Below are 16,364 nucleotides of genomic sequence, written 5' to 3'. Positions count from 1 at the left end.
CGGACATCACGCCGATCGGCGCGCATCCGCCGGGTTAGGCTCCCGCCTCATGAGCGCCGCAACGGAGCCGATGGCGACCCCGGACGACGGTGGGGCCGCACCTGACGTGCACACCACGGCGGGCAAGCTCGCCGACCTGTACCAGCGTTTCGACGACGCGATCCACGCCGGATCCGCGGCGGCCGTCGAGCGCCAGCACGCCAAGGGCAGGCAGACCGCACGCGAGCGGATCGACCAGCTGCTCGATCCCGGCTCGTTCGTCGAGCTGGACGCGCTGACCCGGCACCGGTCGACCAACTTCGGGATGCAGGACAAGCGCCCGTTCGGCGACGGCGTGGTGACCGGCACCGGCACCATCGACGGCCGCCCGGTCGCGATCTTCTCGCAGGACGCCACGGTGTTCGGCGGCGCGCTCGGCGAGGTCTACGGCGAGAAGATCGTCAAGGTGATGGACCTGGCGACGAAGATCGGCTGCCCGATGATCGGCATCAACGACGGCGGCGGCGCCCGGATCCAGGAGGGCGTGGTCGCCCTCGGCCTCTACGGCGAGATCTTCACCCGCAACGTGCGCAGCTCCGGCGTGATCCCGCAGATCTCGCTGATCATGGGCCCGTGCGCGGGCGGCGCGGTGTACTCCCCCGCGATCACCGACTTCACCGTGATGGTCGACGAGACCAGCCACATGTTCATCACCGGCCCGGACGTGATCAAGACCGTCACCGGCGAGGACGTCGACATGGAGGAGCTCGGCGGCGGCCGGGCGCACAACTCCCGCTCCGGCGTCGCGCACTACCTGGCCGGCGACGAGTCGGACGCGCTGGACTACGTCAAGCAGCTGCTGAGCTTCCTGCCGTCGAACAACCTGTCCGAGCCGCCGGAGTTCCCGGCCGCCGAGCCCGTCGACGGCTCGATCACCGACGGGCTCACCGACTCCGATCTCGAGCTCGACACGCTGATCCCGGACTCGGCGAACACCCCGTACGACATCCGCGAGGTCATCAACCGGGTGGTCGACGACGAGGACTTCCTGGAGATCCAGGAGCTGTGGGCGCCGAACATCGTGATCGGCTACGCCCGGATCGAGGGCCGCAGCGTCGGCGTCGTCGCGAACCAGCCGACCCAGTTCGCCGGCTGCCTGGACATCGACGCCTCCGAGAAGGCCGCCCGGTTCGTCCGGACCTGCGACGCGTTCAACATCCCGGTGCTGACCTTCGTCGACGTCCCCGGCTTCCTCCCGGGCACCGAGCAGGAGTGGAACGGGATCATCCGGCGCGGCGCCAAGCTGATCTACGCCTACGCCGAGGCGACCGTCCCGAAGGTCACCGTGATCACCCGCAAGGCCTACGGCGGCGCCTACGACGTGATGGGCTCCAAGCACCTCGGCGCCGACGTCAACATCGCCTGGCCGACCGCGCAGATCGCGGTCACCGGCGCGCAGGGCGCGGTGTCCATCCTCTACCGCAAGGAGCTCAAGGCCCTGGAGGGCGACGAGCTGGCGGCGAAGCGGGCCGAGCTGCAGCAGGACTACGAGGACACCCTCTGCAACCCCTACATCGCCGCCGACCGCGGCTACATCGACGCGGTCGTGCCGCCGTCGCACACCCGCGGCTACGTCGGCCGCGCGCTGCGGATGCTCGCCACCAAGCGGGAGCAGGGCCCCACCCGCAAGCACGGGAACATCCCGCTCTGATGGCCGGCCCGCAGGAGAGCACCGAGCAGACCCCGGAGCAGCGCCGCGCGCTGTTCCGGGTGGTCCGGGGCAATCCGGACGACCACGAGCTGGCCGCGCTCACCGCGGTGGTCGCCGCGGCGGCCGGCGCGGGCGGGCCGGAGCGGGCACCCGCCGCACCGGACCTGTGGTCGCACCCGGCGTCCCAGCTGCGCGCCCCGCTGGTCGCGGGGCGCGGGGCCTGGCGCGCCTCGGGACTGCCCCGCTGACGTCGCCGGTGCCGTCCCGGTGAACGCGCTGCTGCGGACCGACATCACGACGACCGGGTTCCTGGCCGCGCTGGCCGCGGTCAGCGTGCTGGTGGTCGTCGGTCTGCGGCTGCTGCGGCTCCCGCGGCCCGGGGTGCTCGCCGTCGTGCTGGTGCTGCTCGTCGTCAACACCGGCGCGCTCGCCAACGGCTACTACGACTACTACCGCGATCTCGGGTTCGTGCTCGGCGACGCACCGGCCGACCAGGTCGCGCTCGACGAGCTGCTGACCCGCACCGGCGTCCCCGGCCACGGCGAGATCGCGCCGTTCCCGATCCCGGCGGCGGCGTCCGGGTTCGACGCCCGGCCGGCGCTGGTCTGGGTCCCGCCGGCCTGGTTCGCCCGGCCCCGGCCGCAGCTCCCGGTGGTGGTGCTGCTGCACGGCACCCCCGGATCGCCGCAGGACTGGATCGACGGCGGCCGCGCCGCCGACACCGCGAACGCGTTCGCCGCCGCGCACGGCGGCCGGGCCCCGATCCTGGTCATGCCGGACATCAACGGATCGGTCACCGCCGACTCCGAGTGCGTCGACGGCCCGGCCGGCAGGGCCGAGACCTACCTGACCGACGACCTGGTCGCCGCGGTGCACCGGACCTTCCGCACCCTCGGTCCCGGCCCCGCCTGGGCGGTGGCCGGGCTGTCCGAGGGCGGCTCCTGCGCGGTCACGCTCGCGCTGCGCCATCCCGCCGTGTTCGGCACCTTCGGCGACTACGCGGGCCTGGCCGGGCCCCGGTCCGGCGACACCAACGCCGTCGGGTCCACCGTCGGCGACCTGTTCGACGGCGACCGGGCCGCGTTCGCCGGGCACGAGCCCGCCGCGCTGCTGGCGACCCGGCGCTTCCCCGGCCTCGGCGGCTGGTTCGAGACCGGCTCCGCCGATCCGCAGCCGCTGGCCGCCGCGCACCGGCTCGCACCGGCCGCCCGGGCGGCCGGGATCGACGTCTGCACCCGGACCGTCGACGGCGGCGGGCACGACTTCGACCTGTTCTCCGCCGCCTTCGCCGACTCGCTGCCGTGGCTCGCCGGGCGCACCGGACCGTTCCCGCCGGTCGGCTGCCCCGCCGGCTGAGCCGCGGCTACCCAGAACTGGGGAGAACGCCCGCGCCGGGCCGTCCGTCCCTTACGGCCGGGCCGCCGTCCCGGGCACGCTGCGCCGCGCCGGCACCGCCGGCGGAGCGGAGATGGCGATGCCTTCGAAGACCGGCCCGGGCGCCGTACTGGTCGCGATGACGGTCGCGAACGCGATGGTCCTCACCGACCAGACCGCGGTCCCGCTCGCGCTGCCCGCGATCGGCCAGGAGTTCGGCATCGCGTCGGGCGGCGTCCAGTGGGTGCTGAACGCGAGCCTGCTGCCGCTGGCCGGGCTGCTCGTCCTCGGCGGCCGGCTGGGCGACCTGCTGGGCCTGCGCCGGGTCTTCCTGGCCGGATCGGTGCTGTTCGCGGTGGCCTCGGCGGCGGCCGGGCTGGCCCCGTCGTTCCCGGTGCTGCTGGCCGCCCGGATCGCGCAGGGGGCCGGCGGCGCGTTGCTGCTCCCGGCGACGGTCGCTCTGGTCAGTGCGGCCTACGGCAGCGCCCGCCGGGGCCGCGCGCTGGGGACGATGGCCGGCTTCGCCGCGGTCGCCGGAGCCTTCGGCCCGTCGCTGGGCGGGCTGCTGACGGTGACGCTGGGCTGGCGTTCGGTGCTGCTGCTCAACCTGCCGCTGCTGGTCGTCACCCTGGTCGTCGCCGTGCCCGCGGTCCCGCCCGACGGGCCGCGGCGGGCGGGCACCCGGGTCGACGCACCCGGGGCCGCGCTGCTCGGGATCGCGCTGGTCGGGCTGGTGTTCGGGCTGGCCCAGTCCACGACGTGGGGCTGGGGTTCGCCCGCGGTGCAGGCGGCGCTCGTGACCTGCGTGCTCGCGGCCGCCGCGTTCGTCGGGTGGGAGCGGCACACCGCCGATCCGCTGATGGACCTCGGCCTGCTGCGCGCGCACCCGCACTATCTGGGGTCCACGCTGAGCCAGGCGCTCGCCGGGATGGTCGAGATGGGGCTCGGCCTCATCCTGCCGCTGCTGCTGGTGCTCAACCTGGGCATGGACCCGGCCACCGCGGGCCTGGCGCTGCTCGCCTCCACCGCGCCGATGGTGCTCGTCGCCCCGCTGGCCGGGCGCTGGTACGACCGGGTCGGCGGCCGGATCCCGCTGGTCGCCGGGTTCGCGGCGCTGGCCGTCTCCGGCGCGATGCTCGCCCCGGCCGCTCTGTTCAACGAGTACCTGCTCCTGCTGCCCGGGCTGGTGGTCTACGGCACCGGGCTGGCCGTCGTACTCACCGTGAACGACCCGGTCGGGCTGGACACCGTGCCCGGGCGGGACCACGGGCAGGCGTCCGGGGTCTCGGCGACCGCCGAGCAGGGTGGCGGCGCGATCGGGATCGCGCTGCTCTACGCGGTGTTCCACCACACCTACCTGGCCCGGCTGCACGAGGAGGTCGCGCTCCGCGGCCTGGCCCCGCTGACCGACACCACGGGTGCGGCGCTGCGCTCCGACCTGGAGGCCGCCGAGCAGACCGGCCTCGACGCGCACCGCTTCGACGAGGGCACGGTGGCGTACCTGGAAGCCGCCCGTACGGCGTCCGACCACGGCTACCGGATCGTGTTCGTCGCGGTGGTCGTGATCGGCGTCCTCGGGATGGTGACGAGCGCGCTGCTGGTGCGCGGGCCGGTGCCGGAGGGGCACGAGGTCGACACCGGATGACCCGCGGCGGATAGGGTCCGCCCGTGCGACTGGTTCTCGCCTCCGCCTCCCCCGCCCGGCTCGGCGTGCTCCGCGCCGCGGGCGCCGATCCGCTCGTCGAGGTCTCCGACGTCGACGAGGACGCCCTGCTCGCCGCCCACCCGGACGCCGAGCCCGCCCGCAAGGTGACCCTGCTGGCCGCGGCCAAGGCGGCGGCGGTGGCCGGCCGGATCGCCGCCGAGCACCCGGACGCGCTGGTGGTCGGCTGCGACTCGATGCTGCACGTCGACGGCGAGCTGGTCGGCAAGCCCGGCGATCCGGACACCGCGCGCCGCCGCTGGCTGTCCATGGCGGGCCGGACCGGTGAGCTGCTCACCGGGCACGCGGTGCTGCTGCTGGCCGGCGGCGCGGTCGCCAAGGAGGCCGAGGGGCACGCGGTGACCGGGGTCCGGTTCGCCGATCCGACCCCGCAGGAGCTGACCGCCTACCTCGGCACCGGCGAGCCGCTGAACGTGGCGGGCGCCTTCACCCTGGACGGCTTCGGCGGCTGGTTCGTCGACGGCATCGACGGGGACCCGTCGAACGTGATCGGGATCAGCCTCCCGCTGCTGCGCCGGCTGCTCGGCGGGATCGGGGTGAGCGTGGTCGACCTCTGGCACCCACGGTCCGGAGTGCCGGTCCCGAGTGGCAAGGAGTCCTGATGAGTGACGGTTCCCGTCCCCCGTTCCCGCCGTTCGACGAGGCCGGCGCCCGGAAGAAGGTGCTCGCCGCCGAGGCCGCGTGGAACACCCGCGACCCGCAGAAGGTGGCGCTCGCCTACACACCGGACACCGTGTGGCGCAACCGCGACACCTGGCTGACCGGCCGCGACGAGGTCGTCGCGTTCCTGACCGCGAAGTGGGAACGCGAGCTCGACTACGCACTGCGCAAGTCGCTGTGGGTGTTCGGCGGGAACCGGATCGCGGTGCGGTTCCGGTACGAGTCCCGCGACGCCGACGGGCAGTGGTGGCGCAGCTACGGCAACGAGAACTGGGAGTTCGCCGACAACGGCCTGATGCGCAGGCGCGAGGCCAGCATCAACGACCTGCGGATCGCGCCGGAGGACCGGACGATCCACGGGCCGCGCCCGGACGGGGACGACTCCGACTTCGGCGTCTGAGCCCGCGTGTGGGTGACCGGCCGCGCGGTTACCCTCCCGCCATGGCTGTCACGAACGACCCGGACCCCAAGCTCGCCGAGTACGCGCACCCCGAGCGGCTGGTCACCACGGCCTGGCTGGCCGAGCACCTGACCGATCCCGGCCTGGTCGTCGTCGAGTCCGACGAGGACGTGCTGCTCTACGACACCGGCCACATCCCGGGCGCGGTGAAGGTCGACTGGCACACCGAGCTGAACGACCCGGTGACCCGTGACTACGTCGACGGGGAGCGGTTCGCCGAGATCATGTCCGAGCGCGGCATCGGCCGGGACACCACGATCGTCGTCTACGGCGACCGGAACAACTGGTGGGCCGCCTACGCACTGTGGGTGTTCTCGCTGTTCGGCCACGCCGACGTGCGGCTGCTCGACGGCGGCCGGGCGAAGTGGATCGCCGAGGGCCGCGAGACCACCACCGACACCCCCACCCCGGCCCGCGCCGACTACCCGGTCGTCGAGCGGGACGACGCGGCGATCCGGGCCTTCAAGGACGACGTGCTCGCCCACCTCCGGCTGGTGCCGGACGGCGGCGGGGCGCTGGTCGACGTCCGCTCGCCGCAGGAGTACACCGGCGAGAAGCTGCACATGCCGGACTACCCGCAGGAGGGCGCGGTCCGCGGCGGGCACATCCCGGGTGCCGCGAGCGTCCCGTGGGCCCGCGCCGCCGCCGACGACGGCTCGTTCCGGTCGCGCGCCGAGCTGGCCGCGATCTACGAGCAGGAGCAGGGCCTCAAGCCCTCCGACGACGTCGTCGCCTACTGCCGGATCGGCGAGCGTTCCAGCCACACCTGGTTCGTCCTGACCTACCTGCTGGGCTTCGACCGGGTCCGCAACTACGACGGCAGCTGGACCGAGTGGGGCAACGCGGTGCGGGTGCCGATCGCGCAGGGCGAGGAGCGCGGGTGAGCCTCCCACCGGCTCTCGCCGAACTGGTCGACGACTTCGCCGCGCTCGGCCCGAAGGACCGGTTGCAGCTGCTGCTGGAGCTGTCCCGGGAGCTGCCCGAGCTGCCCGAGCGGTACGCCGACGCCGCCGACTCGATGGAGCAGGTGCACGAGTGCCAGTCGCCGCTGTTCCTGGCCGTCGAGGTCGCCGACGACGGTGACCGCCCGGTGCACCTGTTCTTCTCGGCGCCGCCGGAGGCGCCGACCACCCGCGGGTTCGCCTCGATCATGTACACCGGGCTGGACGGCCAGCCCGCCGAGGCGGTGCTGGAGGTCCCCGACGACTTCTACACCGACCTGGGCCTGGCCGAGGCGGTGAGCCCGCTGCGGCTGCGCGGGATCGCCGCGATGCTGGCCCGGATCAAGCGACAGGTGCGGTCGGCGACCGGCTGACACCGGGCCGTGACGGCCGCGCCGGAGGGTGCTGGACCGAACGGCCGAGTCCACCCGATCGGGTGTCGGCCGTTCGCTCCGGGCAACCTCAAGTCTCTGTGAAATCCGGCGAGCCTCCCCGTGAGCGGGCGCACACTGCTTCGAACGATGAAGCGCGCGGACCTGCACGGGGAGGCCGGAATGGGCACGAACCTCACCGGCGAGACCTGGGGTGTCAGCGCATCGGCCTTCCTCACGGCGTACCTGCTGCTCGCCCTCGTCGTGACGGCACTGACCCTCTGGTACCGCTCCCGGGTCGTCGCCGGTGACCCGGCCGGGGTCCGCACGGTGGACGGCCGCCCGGAGGACGTCGCGTACCTCAACGGCGGACCCGCCCTCGCGGTGTACGCGGCGCTGTCCGCGATGCACGTCGACGGCACCGTGCTCACCTCCGACCGGACACCCGGCCAGGTCCGTGCGGGTGGTCCGGTCACCCGGTCGGCGACCGGGCTGCAGCGGGCGATCCACCGTTCGGCGCACCGGCTGATCCCGTGCCGCAGCCTCGGCACGCACGCCGCGGTCGCCGCCGAGCTGCACCGGATCGCCCGCCGGCTCGAGGTGGCCGGACTGGTGCTGGGCGCCCCCGGGCGGGACCGGCTCCGCTCGGCCGCGGTCGCGCCCGGCCTGGTGGCCGCACTCGGCCTGGTCCGGGTACTGGCCGGGCTGGCGAACGGCCGCCCGGTCGGTGCGCTGCTGGCCGCGACGCTCGCCATGGTCGCCGTGACGGTGCTGCTCGGCGCGCGGATCCCGGTGCGCACCAGGGCCGGCGACGAGGCGCTGCGCCGGGTGCGGGAGCGGCATCCCGAGCTGGCGCCGTCGATGCGCCCGGACTGGACGGCGATCGGACCGGCCGCGGCGGCGCTCAGCGTCGGCGCGTTCGGGCTCGGCGCGATGCTCGCCGCGGAGCCCGCGTTCGCCGAGGAACTGGCCGCGCAGCGGGCCGTCGCCCTCGGCGGGCGCGGCTGAGCGGCGGCCGCGCCGCACAGGACTGCCCCGGGGGGTCGGGGCTCGGCGGTCCCCGCAACTCCACCACTGGGGGGTGTGGAGTTGCGGGGACCCTCCGCCCGGCGCACCACCCCTCACGTGGCCCGACTCACCTCTGGACCGATCACGACGACGTCAGCGACCCCACCCGTCGGGGGTGAGTTGCGTTCACCACAGTCTCCGCGCGGAACGATCGGGGATCCGGCTCTTACACTCGCCGGTAACCCAGCGCCGGAGCACCGGGCCGGCGCCTGCGACCCGAGGAGTTCGTACCGTGCCCGCACTGCGCAAGGTGCTCGTCGCCAACCGGGGCGAGATCGCCGTTCGTGTGATCCGAGCCGCGAAGGACGCGGGCCTGGCGAGCGTCGCCGTCTACGCCGACCCGGACCGGGACGCCATGTTCGTCCGGCTCGCCGACGAGGCCTTCGCGCTGGGTGGCTCGACCGCCGCCGAGTCCTACCTCGACATCGACAAGGTGATCGGTGCCGCGAAGCAGGCGGGCGCCGACGCCATCCACCCCGGCTACGGCTTCCTCTCCGAGAACGCCGACTTCGCCCAGGCCGTGATCGACGCCGGGATCACCTGGATCGGGCCGTCCCCGCAGTCGATCCGCGACCTCGGCGACAAGGTCACCGCCCGGCACATCGCCACCCGGGCCGGGGCGCCGCTGGTGCCCGGCACCAAGGACCCGGTCTCCGGCGCCGACGAGGTGCTCGCCTTCGCCGACGAGTACGGCCTCCCGGTCGCGATCAAGGCCGCGTTCGGCGGCGGCGGCCGCGGGATGAAGGTGGCCCGCGAGCGCTCCGAGGTCGCCGAGCTCTACGACTCCGCGGTCCGCGAGGCCACCTCGGCGTTCGGCCGCGGCGAGTGCTTCGTCGAGCGCTACCTGGACCGGCCCCGGCACGTCGAGACGCAGGTGCTGGCCGACCAGCACGGCAACGTCGTCGTCGTCGGGACCCGGGACTGCTCGCTGCAGCGCCGGTTCCAGAAGCTCGTCGAGGAGGCGCCCGCGCCGTTCCTCACCGACGAGCAGCGGACCACCCTCTACGACGCGTCCAAGGCGATCTGCAAGGAGGCCGGCTACTACGGCGCCGGCACCGTCGAGTTCCTGATCGGCGAGGACGGGATGATCACCTTCCTGGAGGTGAACACCCGGCTGCAGGTCGAGCACCCGGTCTCCGAGGAGACCACCGGGATCGACCTGGTCCGGCAGATGTTCCGGATCGCCGAGGGCCACGAGCTGGAGCTCACCGACGACCCGGCGCCGCGCGGGCACGCGATCGAGTTCCGGATCAACGGCGAGGACGCGGGCCGCAACTTCCTCCCGGCGCCGGGCACCGTCGAGCGGATCTGGTACCCGGCGGGCCCCGGCGTGCGGGTGGACGCCGGCGTCGAGGACGGCTCGGTGATCGGCGGCCAGTTCGACTCGCTGCTGGCGAAGCTCATCGTCACCGGCGCCGACCGCAGGCAGGCCCTGGAGCGGGCCCGCCGCGCGCTGGACGAGTTCCGCGTCGAGGGCATGGCGACCGTGCTGGAGTTCCACCGGCTGGTCGCCGCGGACCCGGCCTTCACCGCCGAGTCCGTCGAGGACTTCACGGTGCACACCCGGTGGATCGAGACCGAGTGGGACAACACGGTGCCGCCGTTCGAGGGCGGCGCCGGGGCCGACGAGGAGACCGGCGAGCGGCAGACCGTCGTCGTCGAGGTCGGCGGCCGCCGGCTGGAGGTCTCGCTGCCCGGCGATCTCGCGCTGGGCGGGGGCGGCGGCGCCGGCGCGGCGAAGGCCGCGCCGCGCAAGCGGGCCGGCAAGGGCGGCGGCACCAAGGTCTCCGGCGACGCCGTCACCGCGCCGATGCAGGGCACGATCATCAAGGTCGCGGTCGCCGACGGCGACACCGTCTCGGCGGGCGACCTGATCGTCGTGCTGGAGGCGATGAAGATGGAGAACCCGGTCACCGCGCCGAAGGACGGCACCGTCACCGGGCTCAGCGCCGAGCAGGGTGCGTCGGTGTCGCAGGGGACCGTGATCTGCGAGATCAAGGACTGAGAGAAGCTCGCGGAACGAAGATGTGCGCTGAGAGAAGCTTGCGGAACGAAGATGTGCACTGAGAGAAGCTCGCGGAACGAAGATCGGAGCTGACGCCAGGTGTCGCTCGACCCGGTCGAGATCAACGCCGGGGCCTGGTACCTGCGCGGCCCGCGGCACGACGACCGGGTGGACGACCGCCCGGCCGTCGCCGCGTCCGCGCGGGACCCGGAGATCCGGCGCTGGCGCAACCGTCCCGATCCGGAGGCCGCGGACTTCGACGCCGCCGTGACCGCGCACGTCGCGGACCGGATCGACGGCTGGGCCCGCGGGACGCGGTGTGCCTGGGCGGTCGCCGAGCCGACCACCGGTGAGATGCTCGGGGAGGTCACCCTGGAGCAGCTCGACCTGGCGCACGGCACCGCCGAGGTGCGCTGCTGGACGCTGCCCGCCGCCCGCGGCCGGGGGCTCGCCCGGGCCGCCGTCGGTGCCGTCGTCCGGTTCGGGTTCGGCGGCCTCGGGCTGCACCGGGTCACCTACCACCACGCCGAGCCGAACCACGCCTCGGCGGCGCTCGCGGCCGCGCTCGGCTTCGTCCACGAGGGACGGATGCGGGAGGCGTGGGAGGTCGACGGGGCCCGGGTCGACGTGCTCGTGCTGGGCAGGCTGCACACCGATCCCGCTCCCTGGGACGCGCGTTGACCGGGTGCCCGCTGCGGCCCTAGCGTCGTTGCGCCGCGCACACCGGGCAGGTGCCCGCGGCGGACAACCGCATACCGCCCAACTTAATACCGCCAAACTCCACAGCCGAACCCGTGTGCCCGATCCACGGGGCCCGGTCCACCCCGCCACGCGGAGTACCGCGCCGCGGATCCGCTCACCACGCAGGCCAGTCCCGCGCCGTGAGCCGTCACCAGCTCCAACGACGCACAGGATCCGTCATGCCCCTCGCCCCACCGGCGTCACCACACGTGACGACGCACATCCACACCGACGGCCCGATCCCGGGCCCGCACTCCCTGCTCACCCTGATCTCGACCGCGTACGGCGCGGACGGGGTCACGATCGGCACATTCACCGCGAACCTCCGCGAGCTGCCGGGGGCCACCGTGCACCCGACGGCGCTGGAGGACTGGCGCGGCCGGGCCGAGGACTGGCTCCTCACCCGGCGGGCCGCCCGCCCGCCGGGGCTGGTCGCGAACGCCTACGCCGCCTGGGTCGACGACCTCGGCGGCCGACCGCAGTTCGTCGTCGACCCGGCGGAACCGGACCACCTGTTCGTGTTCTGGTACCTGCAGCGGTTCGCGGGCCGCTGGCCGTTCGCCGGGCTCGTGCCCGCGTTCGCCACCACGACCTGGGCCCCACCACCGTGCCCGCTCAGCGGGTGCCGGCCCGTCGACGCAGGTGACCGCCACGCGGTCGCCGCCGCGTAGCCACGGCGCCACAGCAGACGCGCACCCCCGCGCGTGCCGGATCAGAAACCGGCACGGGCGGGGGTGCCGTCGTTCGCGATGGCGACCGCGGTCCGCCGACCGGACGTGACCGCGGACGACCGTGGCTAGCGTGCCGCCGTCCCGCCCAGCGTCCCGGAGGCCAGCCGTGCCCGTACCCCGCCCGGATCTGCGGATCGATCCGACGACACCGCCCGCCGTCGTGGCCGCGCTGGACCGGGCCGCGGACCGGCTCACCACGGTCCTGACCCTGCTCGACGCCGACGCCCGCCGGATCCGGCCCTGGCTGGGTGATCCGGTCAGCGCCGAGGCGGCCGCCCGGTACGCCGGTCACGCCGCGGACGCCGCCGGTGCAGCGATCGAACGGATCCGGACGCTGCGCTCCGAGATCGTCCGGGCCCGGGACGCGGTCGCCCGCTCCGGGCGGGACTACGCCGGCACCGAGGCCGGGATCGTCCGCTCCTGGACCCGGTCGTGACCGCACCGCGCTGGACCGGGATGAGCCACGCCGAACTGCACGCGATGGTCGCCGCCGGACCCGGCCCGGCGGCGTCGGCGGCGGCCGAACGGGCCTGGCGGGACGCCGCGGAGGCCCTCGACGACGTGCACCGCGAGCTCGCCGACCGGGTGCGGGAGCTCCCGGCCGGCTGGTCCGGCGGCGCCGCCGACGTGACCGCCGGGGCGCTCGGGGCGCTCGCCGGCTGGGCCGGTGGCGCCGCGGCCGACGCGGTCCGGACCGCCGACGGGCTCGCCGCGCACGCCGCGCTGGCGGCCGGCCTGCGGGCCCGGATGACCGAGCCCCCGGCCGCGTCCCCACCGGCGGTCGTCCCGGCCGGGGCGGCGGTGCTCACCGACTGGGCCGCGGCGGACGCCGCCGCCGGGAACGCGGCGGCGCGGGCCGCCGAGCTGATGCAGCGCTACGCCGAGGACAGCCGGATCGCCGGGGCCCACTGGACCGGCTGGGCCGCACCGCCCGCGGTGACGGCGGGGGCGGCTCCCGCGGGGGCGTCCGTGGCGGCGGGGCCGGCTGCGCCGGGCGGTTCGGGTTCGGGTGGTCCGGGATCGGGTGCTCCGACGGTGGCCGGTCCCGGACCGGGCGGTCCCGGAGCCGGGCCGGGCGGTGCCGGGCCCGGTGCTGGCTCGCCGGGCCTGACCGGTCCTGCCGCGCCGGGCCTGTCCGGTCCTGCCGCACCGGGCCCGATCGGTGCCGCCGCGCCGGGCCCGACTGCCGCCGCGCCGGATGGTGGCGTGACCGGTGCTGCCGCGCCGGGCGGTGGTTGGTCGGGCGGCGGCCTGGCCGGTGCTACCGCGCCGGGCGGTGCCTGGTCGGGCGGTGGCCTGACCGGTGCCGCGTCGCCGGGCGGTGGCTGGTCCGGGGCCGGCTCGTCCGGGGCCGGCTGGTCCGGCGGTGCCGGGGGCGTCGCCGGGCCGGGAACGGGCGGCGGGCCGGGGTGGGTGGCGGGCGGGGCCGCCGGGGCGCTGGGCGCCGCCGGTGTCGCGGCTGCCGCGGGAGCACGATCGGCCGGACGGCCGGAACCCGGTGCGACGCCCGGCACCGGCGCCGCAGGTCGGATGCAGTCCGGCGACGGGCCGGGCCACACCGAGGCCTCCGGTGCGGCGGGCGAGAACTCCGGCGACCTCCGATCGGCGCATCCCGCGGCCGGGCCGGACGTCGGCCCGGCTGTCGGGTCGGCTGTCGGTCCGGGGGCGGACCCGGGTGCCCGTCCGGAGACCGCTGCGCCGGGCGGCCGGGCGGCCACCGACCCGGGTCTCGCCGCGCCGGGCGGAGATCCGCACGTCACCGCACCCGGCGGACCGACGACCACGGAACCGGGCCTCACCGCACCCGAGGCACGGGCGACCACGGACCCGCAGCTCACCGCCCCCGACGCACGAGCAACCGCGAACCCGGGCCTCACCGCACCCGAGGCACGAGCAACCACGGACCCCGGCCTCACCGCCCCCGACGCACGGGCAACCACGGTTCCCGGCCTCTCCGCACCCGAGGCACGAGCGACCACGGACCCCGGCACCATCGCACCCGAGGCACGAGCGACCACGAACCCGCACCTCACCGCGCCGGCAACGCCCCCGCCGGGTCCACCCGCACCCGCGGCGCCGGTGCTCCCCGCCGCCGTCGCACCCGGTGCACCGGCGGCCGTGCACCCGCATCCCGTCGCGTCCGGCGCCGCCCCTCCCGCACCCGGACCGGACGGCCGCGCACCGGCCTGGCGCCTGCTCGCCGACCGGAACCCGCCCGGCGGAACCGGCGACCCCGAGGCCGGCGACAGCGGCGAGACCGGTGGGACCGGCGAACCCGGGCCCGGCGCACCGGCAGCCGGCGCACCGGCAGCCGACGCGGTGCTGCGCCCCGAGCAGCGCTGGCGGGGCCGTGGCTGAGCGGGACCCGGCGACCCGGTTCCGGCTCGCCGCCGCCGAGTTCGACGTCGTCTGGGAGCTGCTCGGGCTCGGCACCACCCCGGCGGCGCTGACCGTGCCCTCCCCCGGGCGGAGCACGGACGAGCGCACCCGGGGCGTCGCCGCCGTGATGGCCGCCCTGCGCGATCGCGGCCTCGCCGGCCCGCGCGGGCCCGCACCCGGGCTGGTGCGGCTGTTCACCCTGCTCGCCCGGCCCGAACGGCAGCTGGAGGTGCGCGCCCGCTACGGGTCCGCGCTGCGCGCCGTCGCGGCCGGGAGCACCGACGGCGGCGTGCTCGCCGTGCACACCGGCGGCACCGTGACCGTCGCCGCCGCCGGTTCCCCGGCGCACGCGGCGGTGTCCGTGCTCCCGCCGGCACCCCCGGGCCCCGGGCCCGCGGCCGGGATGCCGACCGCCGAGCTCGCGCGGCTGCTCAGCGACGGCGCTGACCACGCTGCCGGCACCGAGCGGTCCGGGCCGTCGGCGCGGCTGGAGGCGGTGCTGCGCGGACCGGCCCGGCACGCCCAGGTGTGCGCGGTCCGGTTCGACCGCTGGGGCAACCCGGCCCGGCTGCCCGGGTACGTCACCGTCGTCGACACCGCGCGCGGCCGGTACCGGCTGACCCGCGACGCCGAACCGGGCCCCGGGCCGGAGTGGGTCACCCTGGCCCCGGTGTCCCCGCAGGCGCTGCGCGCGCTGCTCGACCAGCTGTTCGGGGATCAGTCCAGGTCGGAGTGCTGCATCAGCTGACGGCCCGCCTCGGTGATCGACCCGGACAGCGACGGGTACACCGAGAAGGTGTGCGCCAGGTCGTCGACGCCCAGACCGTTCTGCACCGCCATCGCGATCGGCAGGATCAGCTCGCTGGCGACCGGCGCCACCACGACACCGCCGATGACCACGCCGGACGCCGGCCGGCAGAACAGCTTCACGAAGCCGCGGCGCAGGCCGCGCATCTTCGCCCGCGGGTTCGTCGACAGCGGCAGCATCACCGTGCGCGCCGGGACCTCGCCGGAGTCGATCGCGTTCTGGCTGATCCCGACGGTCGCGATCTCCGGCCGGGTGAACACGTTCGCCGCGACGGTCCGCAGCCGGATCGGCGCGACGCCCTCGCCGAGCGCGTGCCACATCGCGATCCGGCCCTGCATGGCCGCCACCGACGCGAGCATCAGGACCCCGGTGCAGTCACCGGCCGCGTAGACGCCGGGCTCCGCCGTCCGGGACACCTTGTCGACCGGGATGAACCCGCCGCGGTCGGTCTCCACGCCGATCTTCTCCAGGCCGAGGTCGCCGGTGTTCGGCACCGACCCGACCGTCATCAGGGCGTGCGAGCCCTCGACCGTGCGGCCGTCGGACAGCGTCACCAGCACGCCGTCGCCGGTGTTCTCCACCTTGTCGGCGCGGGCGTGCGCGAGGATCTCCACGCCGCGCTCGGCGAAGACCTCCTCCAGCACCGCGGCGGCGTCGGCGTCCTCGTGCGGCAGCACCCGGTCCCGGCTGGACACCAGGGTGACCCGGCAGCCCAGCTCCACGTAGGCCGAACAGAACTCGGCGCCGGTCACACCGGACCCGACGACGACGAGATGCTCGGGCAGCTCCTCCAGGTCGTAGAGCTGCCGCCAGTCCAGCACCCGGTCGCCGTCCGGCCGGGCGGAGTCGAGCACCCGCGGGGTCGCGCCGGTCGCGATCAGCACGTTGTCGGCGACCAGCCGCTCGACGGTGCCGTCGGTGTGGGTGGCGGTGACGTCGTGCGTCGCCCGGCCGGCACCGGGACCGTCGAACTGTGCGGTGCCGGCGATGATCCGGACACCCTCGTTCTCCAGCCGGGTGCGCACGTCCGCGGACTGCGCCAGCGCCAGCGACTTGACCCGCTGGTTGACGGCGGGCAGGTCGACCGCCGAGTTGCCGCGGTCGACCAGCACGCCCAGGTCCTCGGCGCGGTGCAGGTCCACCCGGACGGCGGCCGACGAGATGAACGTCTTCGACGGGACGCAGTCGTAGACGACGCAGGCGCCACCCATCCCGTCCCGCTCGACGACGGTCACCTCGCTGCCGTGCTGCGCCGCGACCAGCGCGGCCTCGTATCCGGCAGGTCCGCCGCCCATGATGACGATGCGGGTCACGGGAAGTCCCCCTGAGACGTCGGTGGTGGTGGGCCGGCGGCCTCGCCACCGGCGTCGACAGTGCTTCACAGTACGCGTGTCCGGTTCAGCCGACCGGGCG

Annotated in this window: 16 protein-coding genes; 15 read left to right on the top strand and 1 reads right to left on the bottom strand. The window is 75.4% G+C overall.

Translation table 11 applies throughout. From position 1 onward, the window contains the following. Positions 1-49 precede the first annotated feature (49 nt). The 15 genes from ABD160_RS30505 to ABD160_RS30435 all read left to right on the top strand — a co-directional run bounded on the left by ABD160_RS30505 (position 50) and on the right by ABD160_RS30435 (position 14,891). Positions 50-1,690, top strand: coding sequence for an acyl-CoA carboxylase subunit beta (locus ABD160_RS30505; protein ID WP_344029234.1), 1,641 nt, complete (start codon positions 50-52; stop codon positions 1,688-1,690). After that, a complete protein-coding gene (locus tag ABD160_RS30500; RefSeq protein ID WP_344029231.1) occupies positions 1,690-1,938 on the top strand; it encodes an acyl-CoA carboxylase epsilon subunit in 249 nt (82 codons plus the stop codon). The genes ABD160_RS30505 and ABD160_RS30500 overlap by 1 nt, the downstream gene beginning before the upstream one ends. A 19-nt stretch (positions 1,939-1,957) precedes the next feature. Beyond that, on the top strand, positions 1,958-3,046 hold the full coding sequence (locus ABD160_RS30495; protein WP_344029228.1) for an alpha/beta hydrolase: 1,089 nt from the start codon (positions 1,958-1,960) through the stop codon (positions 3,044-3,046). A gap of 118 nt (positions 3,047-3,164) precedes the next feature. Then, positions 3,165-4,709, top strand: coding sequence for an MFS transporter (locus ABD160_RS30490; RefSeq protein WP_344029225.1), 1,545 nt, complete (start codon positions 3,165-3,167; stop codon positions 4,707-4,709). Between the two features lie 23 nt (positions 4,710-4,732). Beyond that, positions 4,733-5,389, top strand: a complete 657-nt coding sequence (locus ABD160_RS30485; RefSeq protein WP_344029221.1) for a Maf family protein — start codon at positions 4,733-4,735, stop codon at positions 5,387-5,389. Continuing rightward, the gene (locus tag ABD160_RS30480) at positions 5,389-5,847 is read left to right on the top strand and encodes a nuclear transport factor 2 family protein (RefSeq protein WP_344029219.1); all 459 of its coding nucleotides are present in this window, start codon (positions 5,389-5,391) and stop codon (positions 5,845-5,847) included. Before ABD160_RS30485 ends, ABD160_RS30480 begins: the two co-directional genes overlap by 1 nt. 41 nt (positions 5,848-5,888) lie before the next feature. Further along, complete coding sequence (locus ABD160_RS30475) at positions 5,889-6,791, top strand: sulfurtransferase (RefSeq protein ID WP_344029216.1); 903 nt, start codon at positions 5,889-5,891, stop codon at positions 6,789-6,791. Next, complete coding sequence (locus ABD160_RS30470; protein ID WP_344029213.1) at positions 6,788-7,222, top strand: SufE family protein; 435 nt, start codon at positions 6,788-6,790, stop codon at positions 7,220-7,222. Before ABD160_RS30475 ends, ABD160_RS30470 begins: the two co-directional genes overlap by 4 nt. A 147-nt stretch (positions 7,223-7,369) precedes the next feature. Further along, positions 7,370-8,227 (top strand): TIGR04222 domain-containing membrane protein, encoded by an 858-nt coding sequence (locus ABD160_RS30465; protein WP_344029210.1) that lies wholly within the window; start codon positions 7,370-7,372, stop codon positions 8,225-8,227. Positions 8,228-8,519: 292 nt separating this feature from the next. Next, positions 8,520-10,292, top strand: a complete 1,773-nt coding sequence (locus tag ABD160_RS30460; protein WP_344029207.1) for an acetyl/propionyl/methylcrotonyl-CoA carboxylase subunit alpha — start codon at positions 8,520-8,522, stop codon at positions 10,290-10,292. A gap of 99 nt (positions 10,293-10,391) precedes the next feature. Continuing rightward, positions 10,392-10,973, top strand: coding sequence for a GNAT family N-acetyltransferase (locus ABD160_RS30455; protein WP_344029204.1), 582 nt, complete (start codon positions 10,392-10,394; stop codon positions 10,971-10,973). 239 nt (positions 10,974-11,212) lie between these two features. Next, on the top strand, positions 11,213-11,704 hold the full coding sequence (locus tag ABD160_RS30450) for a hypothetical protein (protein WP_344029200.1): 492 nt from the start codon (positions 11,213-11,215) through the stop codon (positions 11,702-11,704). A gap of 166 nt (positions 11,705-11,870) precedes the next feature. Then, a complete protein-coding gene (locus tag ABD160_RS30445) occupies positions 11,871-12,200 on the top strand; it encodes a hypothetical protein (protein WP_344029198.1) in 330 nt (109 codons plus the stop codon). After that, positions 12,197-14,122: a hypothetical protein gene (locus ABD160_RS30440; RefSeq protein ID WP_344029196.1), complete on the top strand. Its 1,926-nt coding sequence runs from the start codon at positions 12,197-12,199 to the stop codon at positions 14,120-14,122. Before ABD160_RS30445 ends, ABD160_RS30440 begins: the two co-directional genes overlap by 4 nt. Further along, entirely contained in the window at positions 14,115-14,891 is a 777-nt protein-coding gene (locus ABD160_RS30435) for an ESX secretion-associated protein EspG (protein WP_344029194.1), read from the top strand. The genes ABD160_RS30440 and ABD160_RS30435 overlap by 8 nt, the downstream gene beginning before the upstream one ends. On the opposite strand, the gene ABD160_RS30430 is transcribed toward ABD160_RS30435, so the two are convergent. Continuing rightward, positions 14,861-16,264: an NAD(P)H-quinone dehydrogenase gene (locus ABD160_RS30430; RefSeq protein ID WP_344029191.1), complete on the bottom strand. Its 1,404-nt coding sequence runs from the start codon at positions 16,262-16,264 to the stop codon at positions 14,861-14,863. The genes ABD160_RS30435 and ABD160_RS30430 overlap by 31 nt on opposite strands. Positions 16,265-16,364: the final 100 nt, after the last annotated feature.

Origin of the sequence: Pseudonocardia kongjuensis (assembly GCF_039526905.1) — a bacterium.
GTDB lineage: Bacteria > Actinomycetota > Actinomycetes > Mycobacteriales > Pseudonocardiaceae > Pseudonocardia > Pseudonocardia kongjuensis.
Note: the sequence above shows the minus strand (reverse complement) of the source record. Positions and strands in the feature narration are given on the sequence as shown.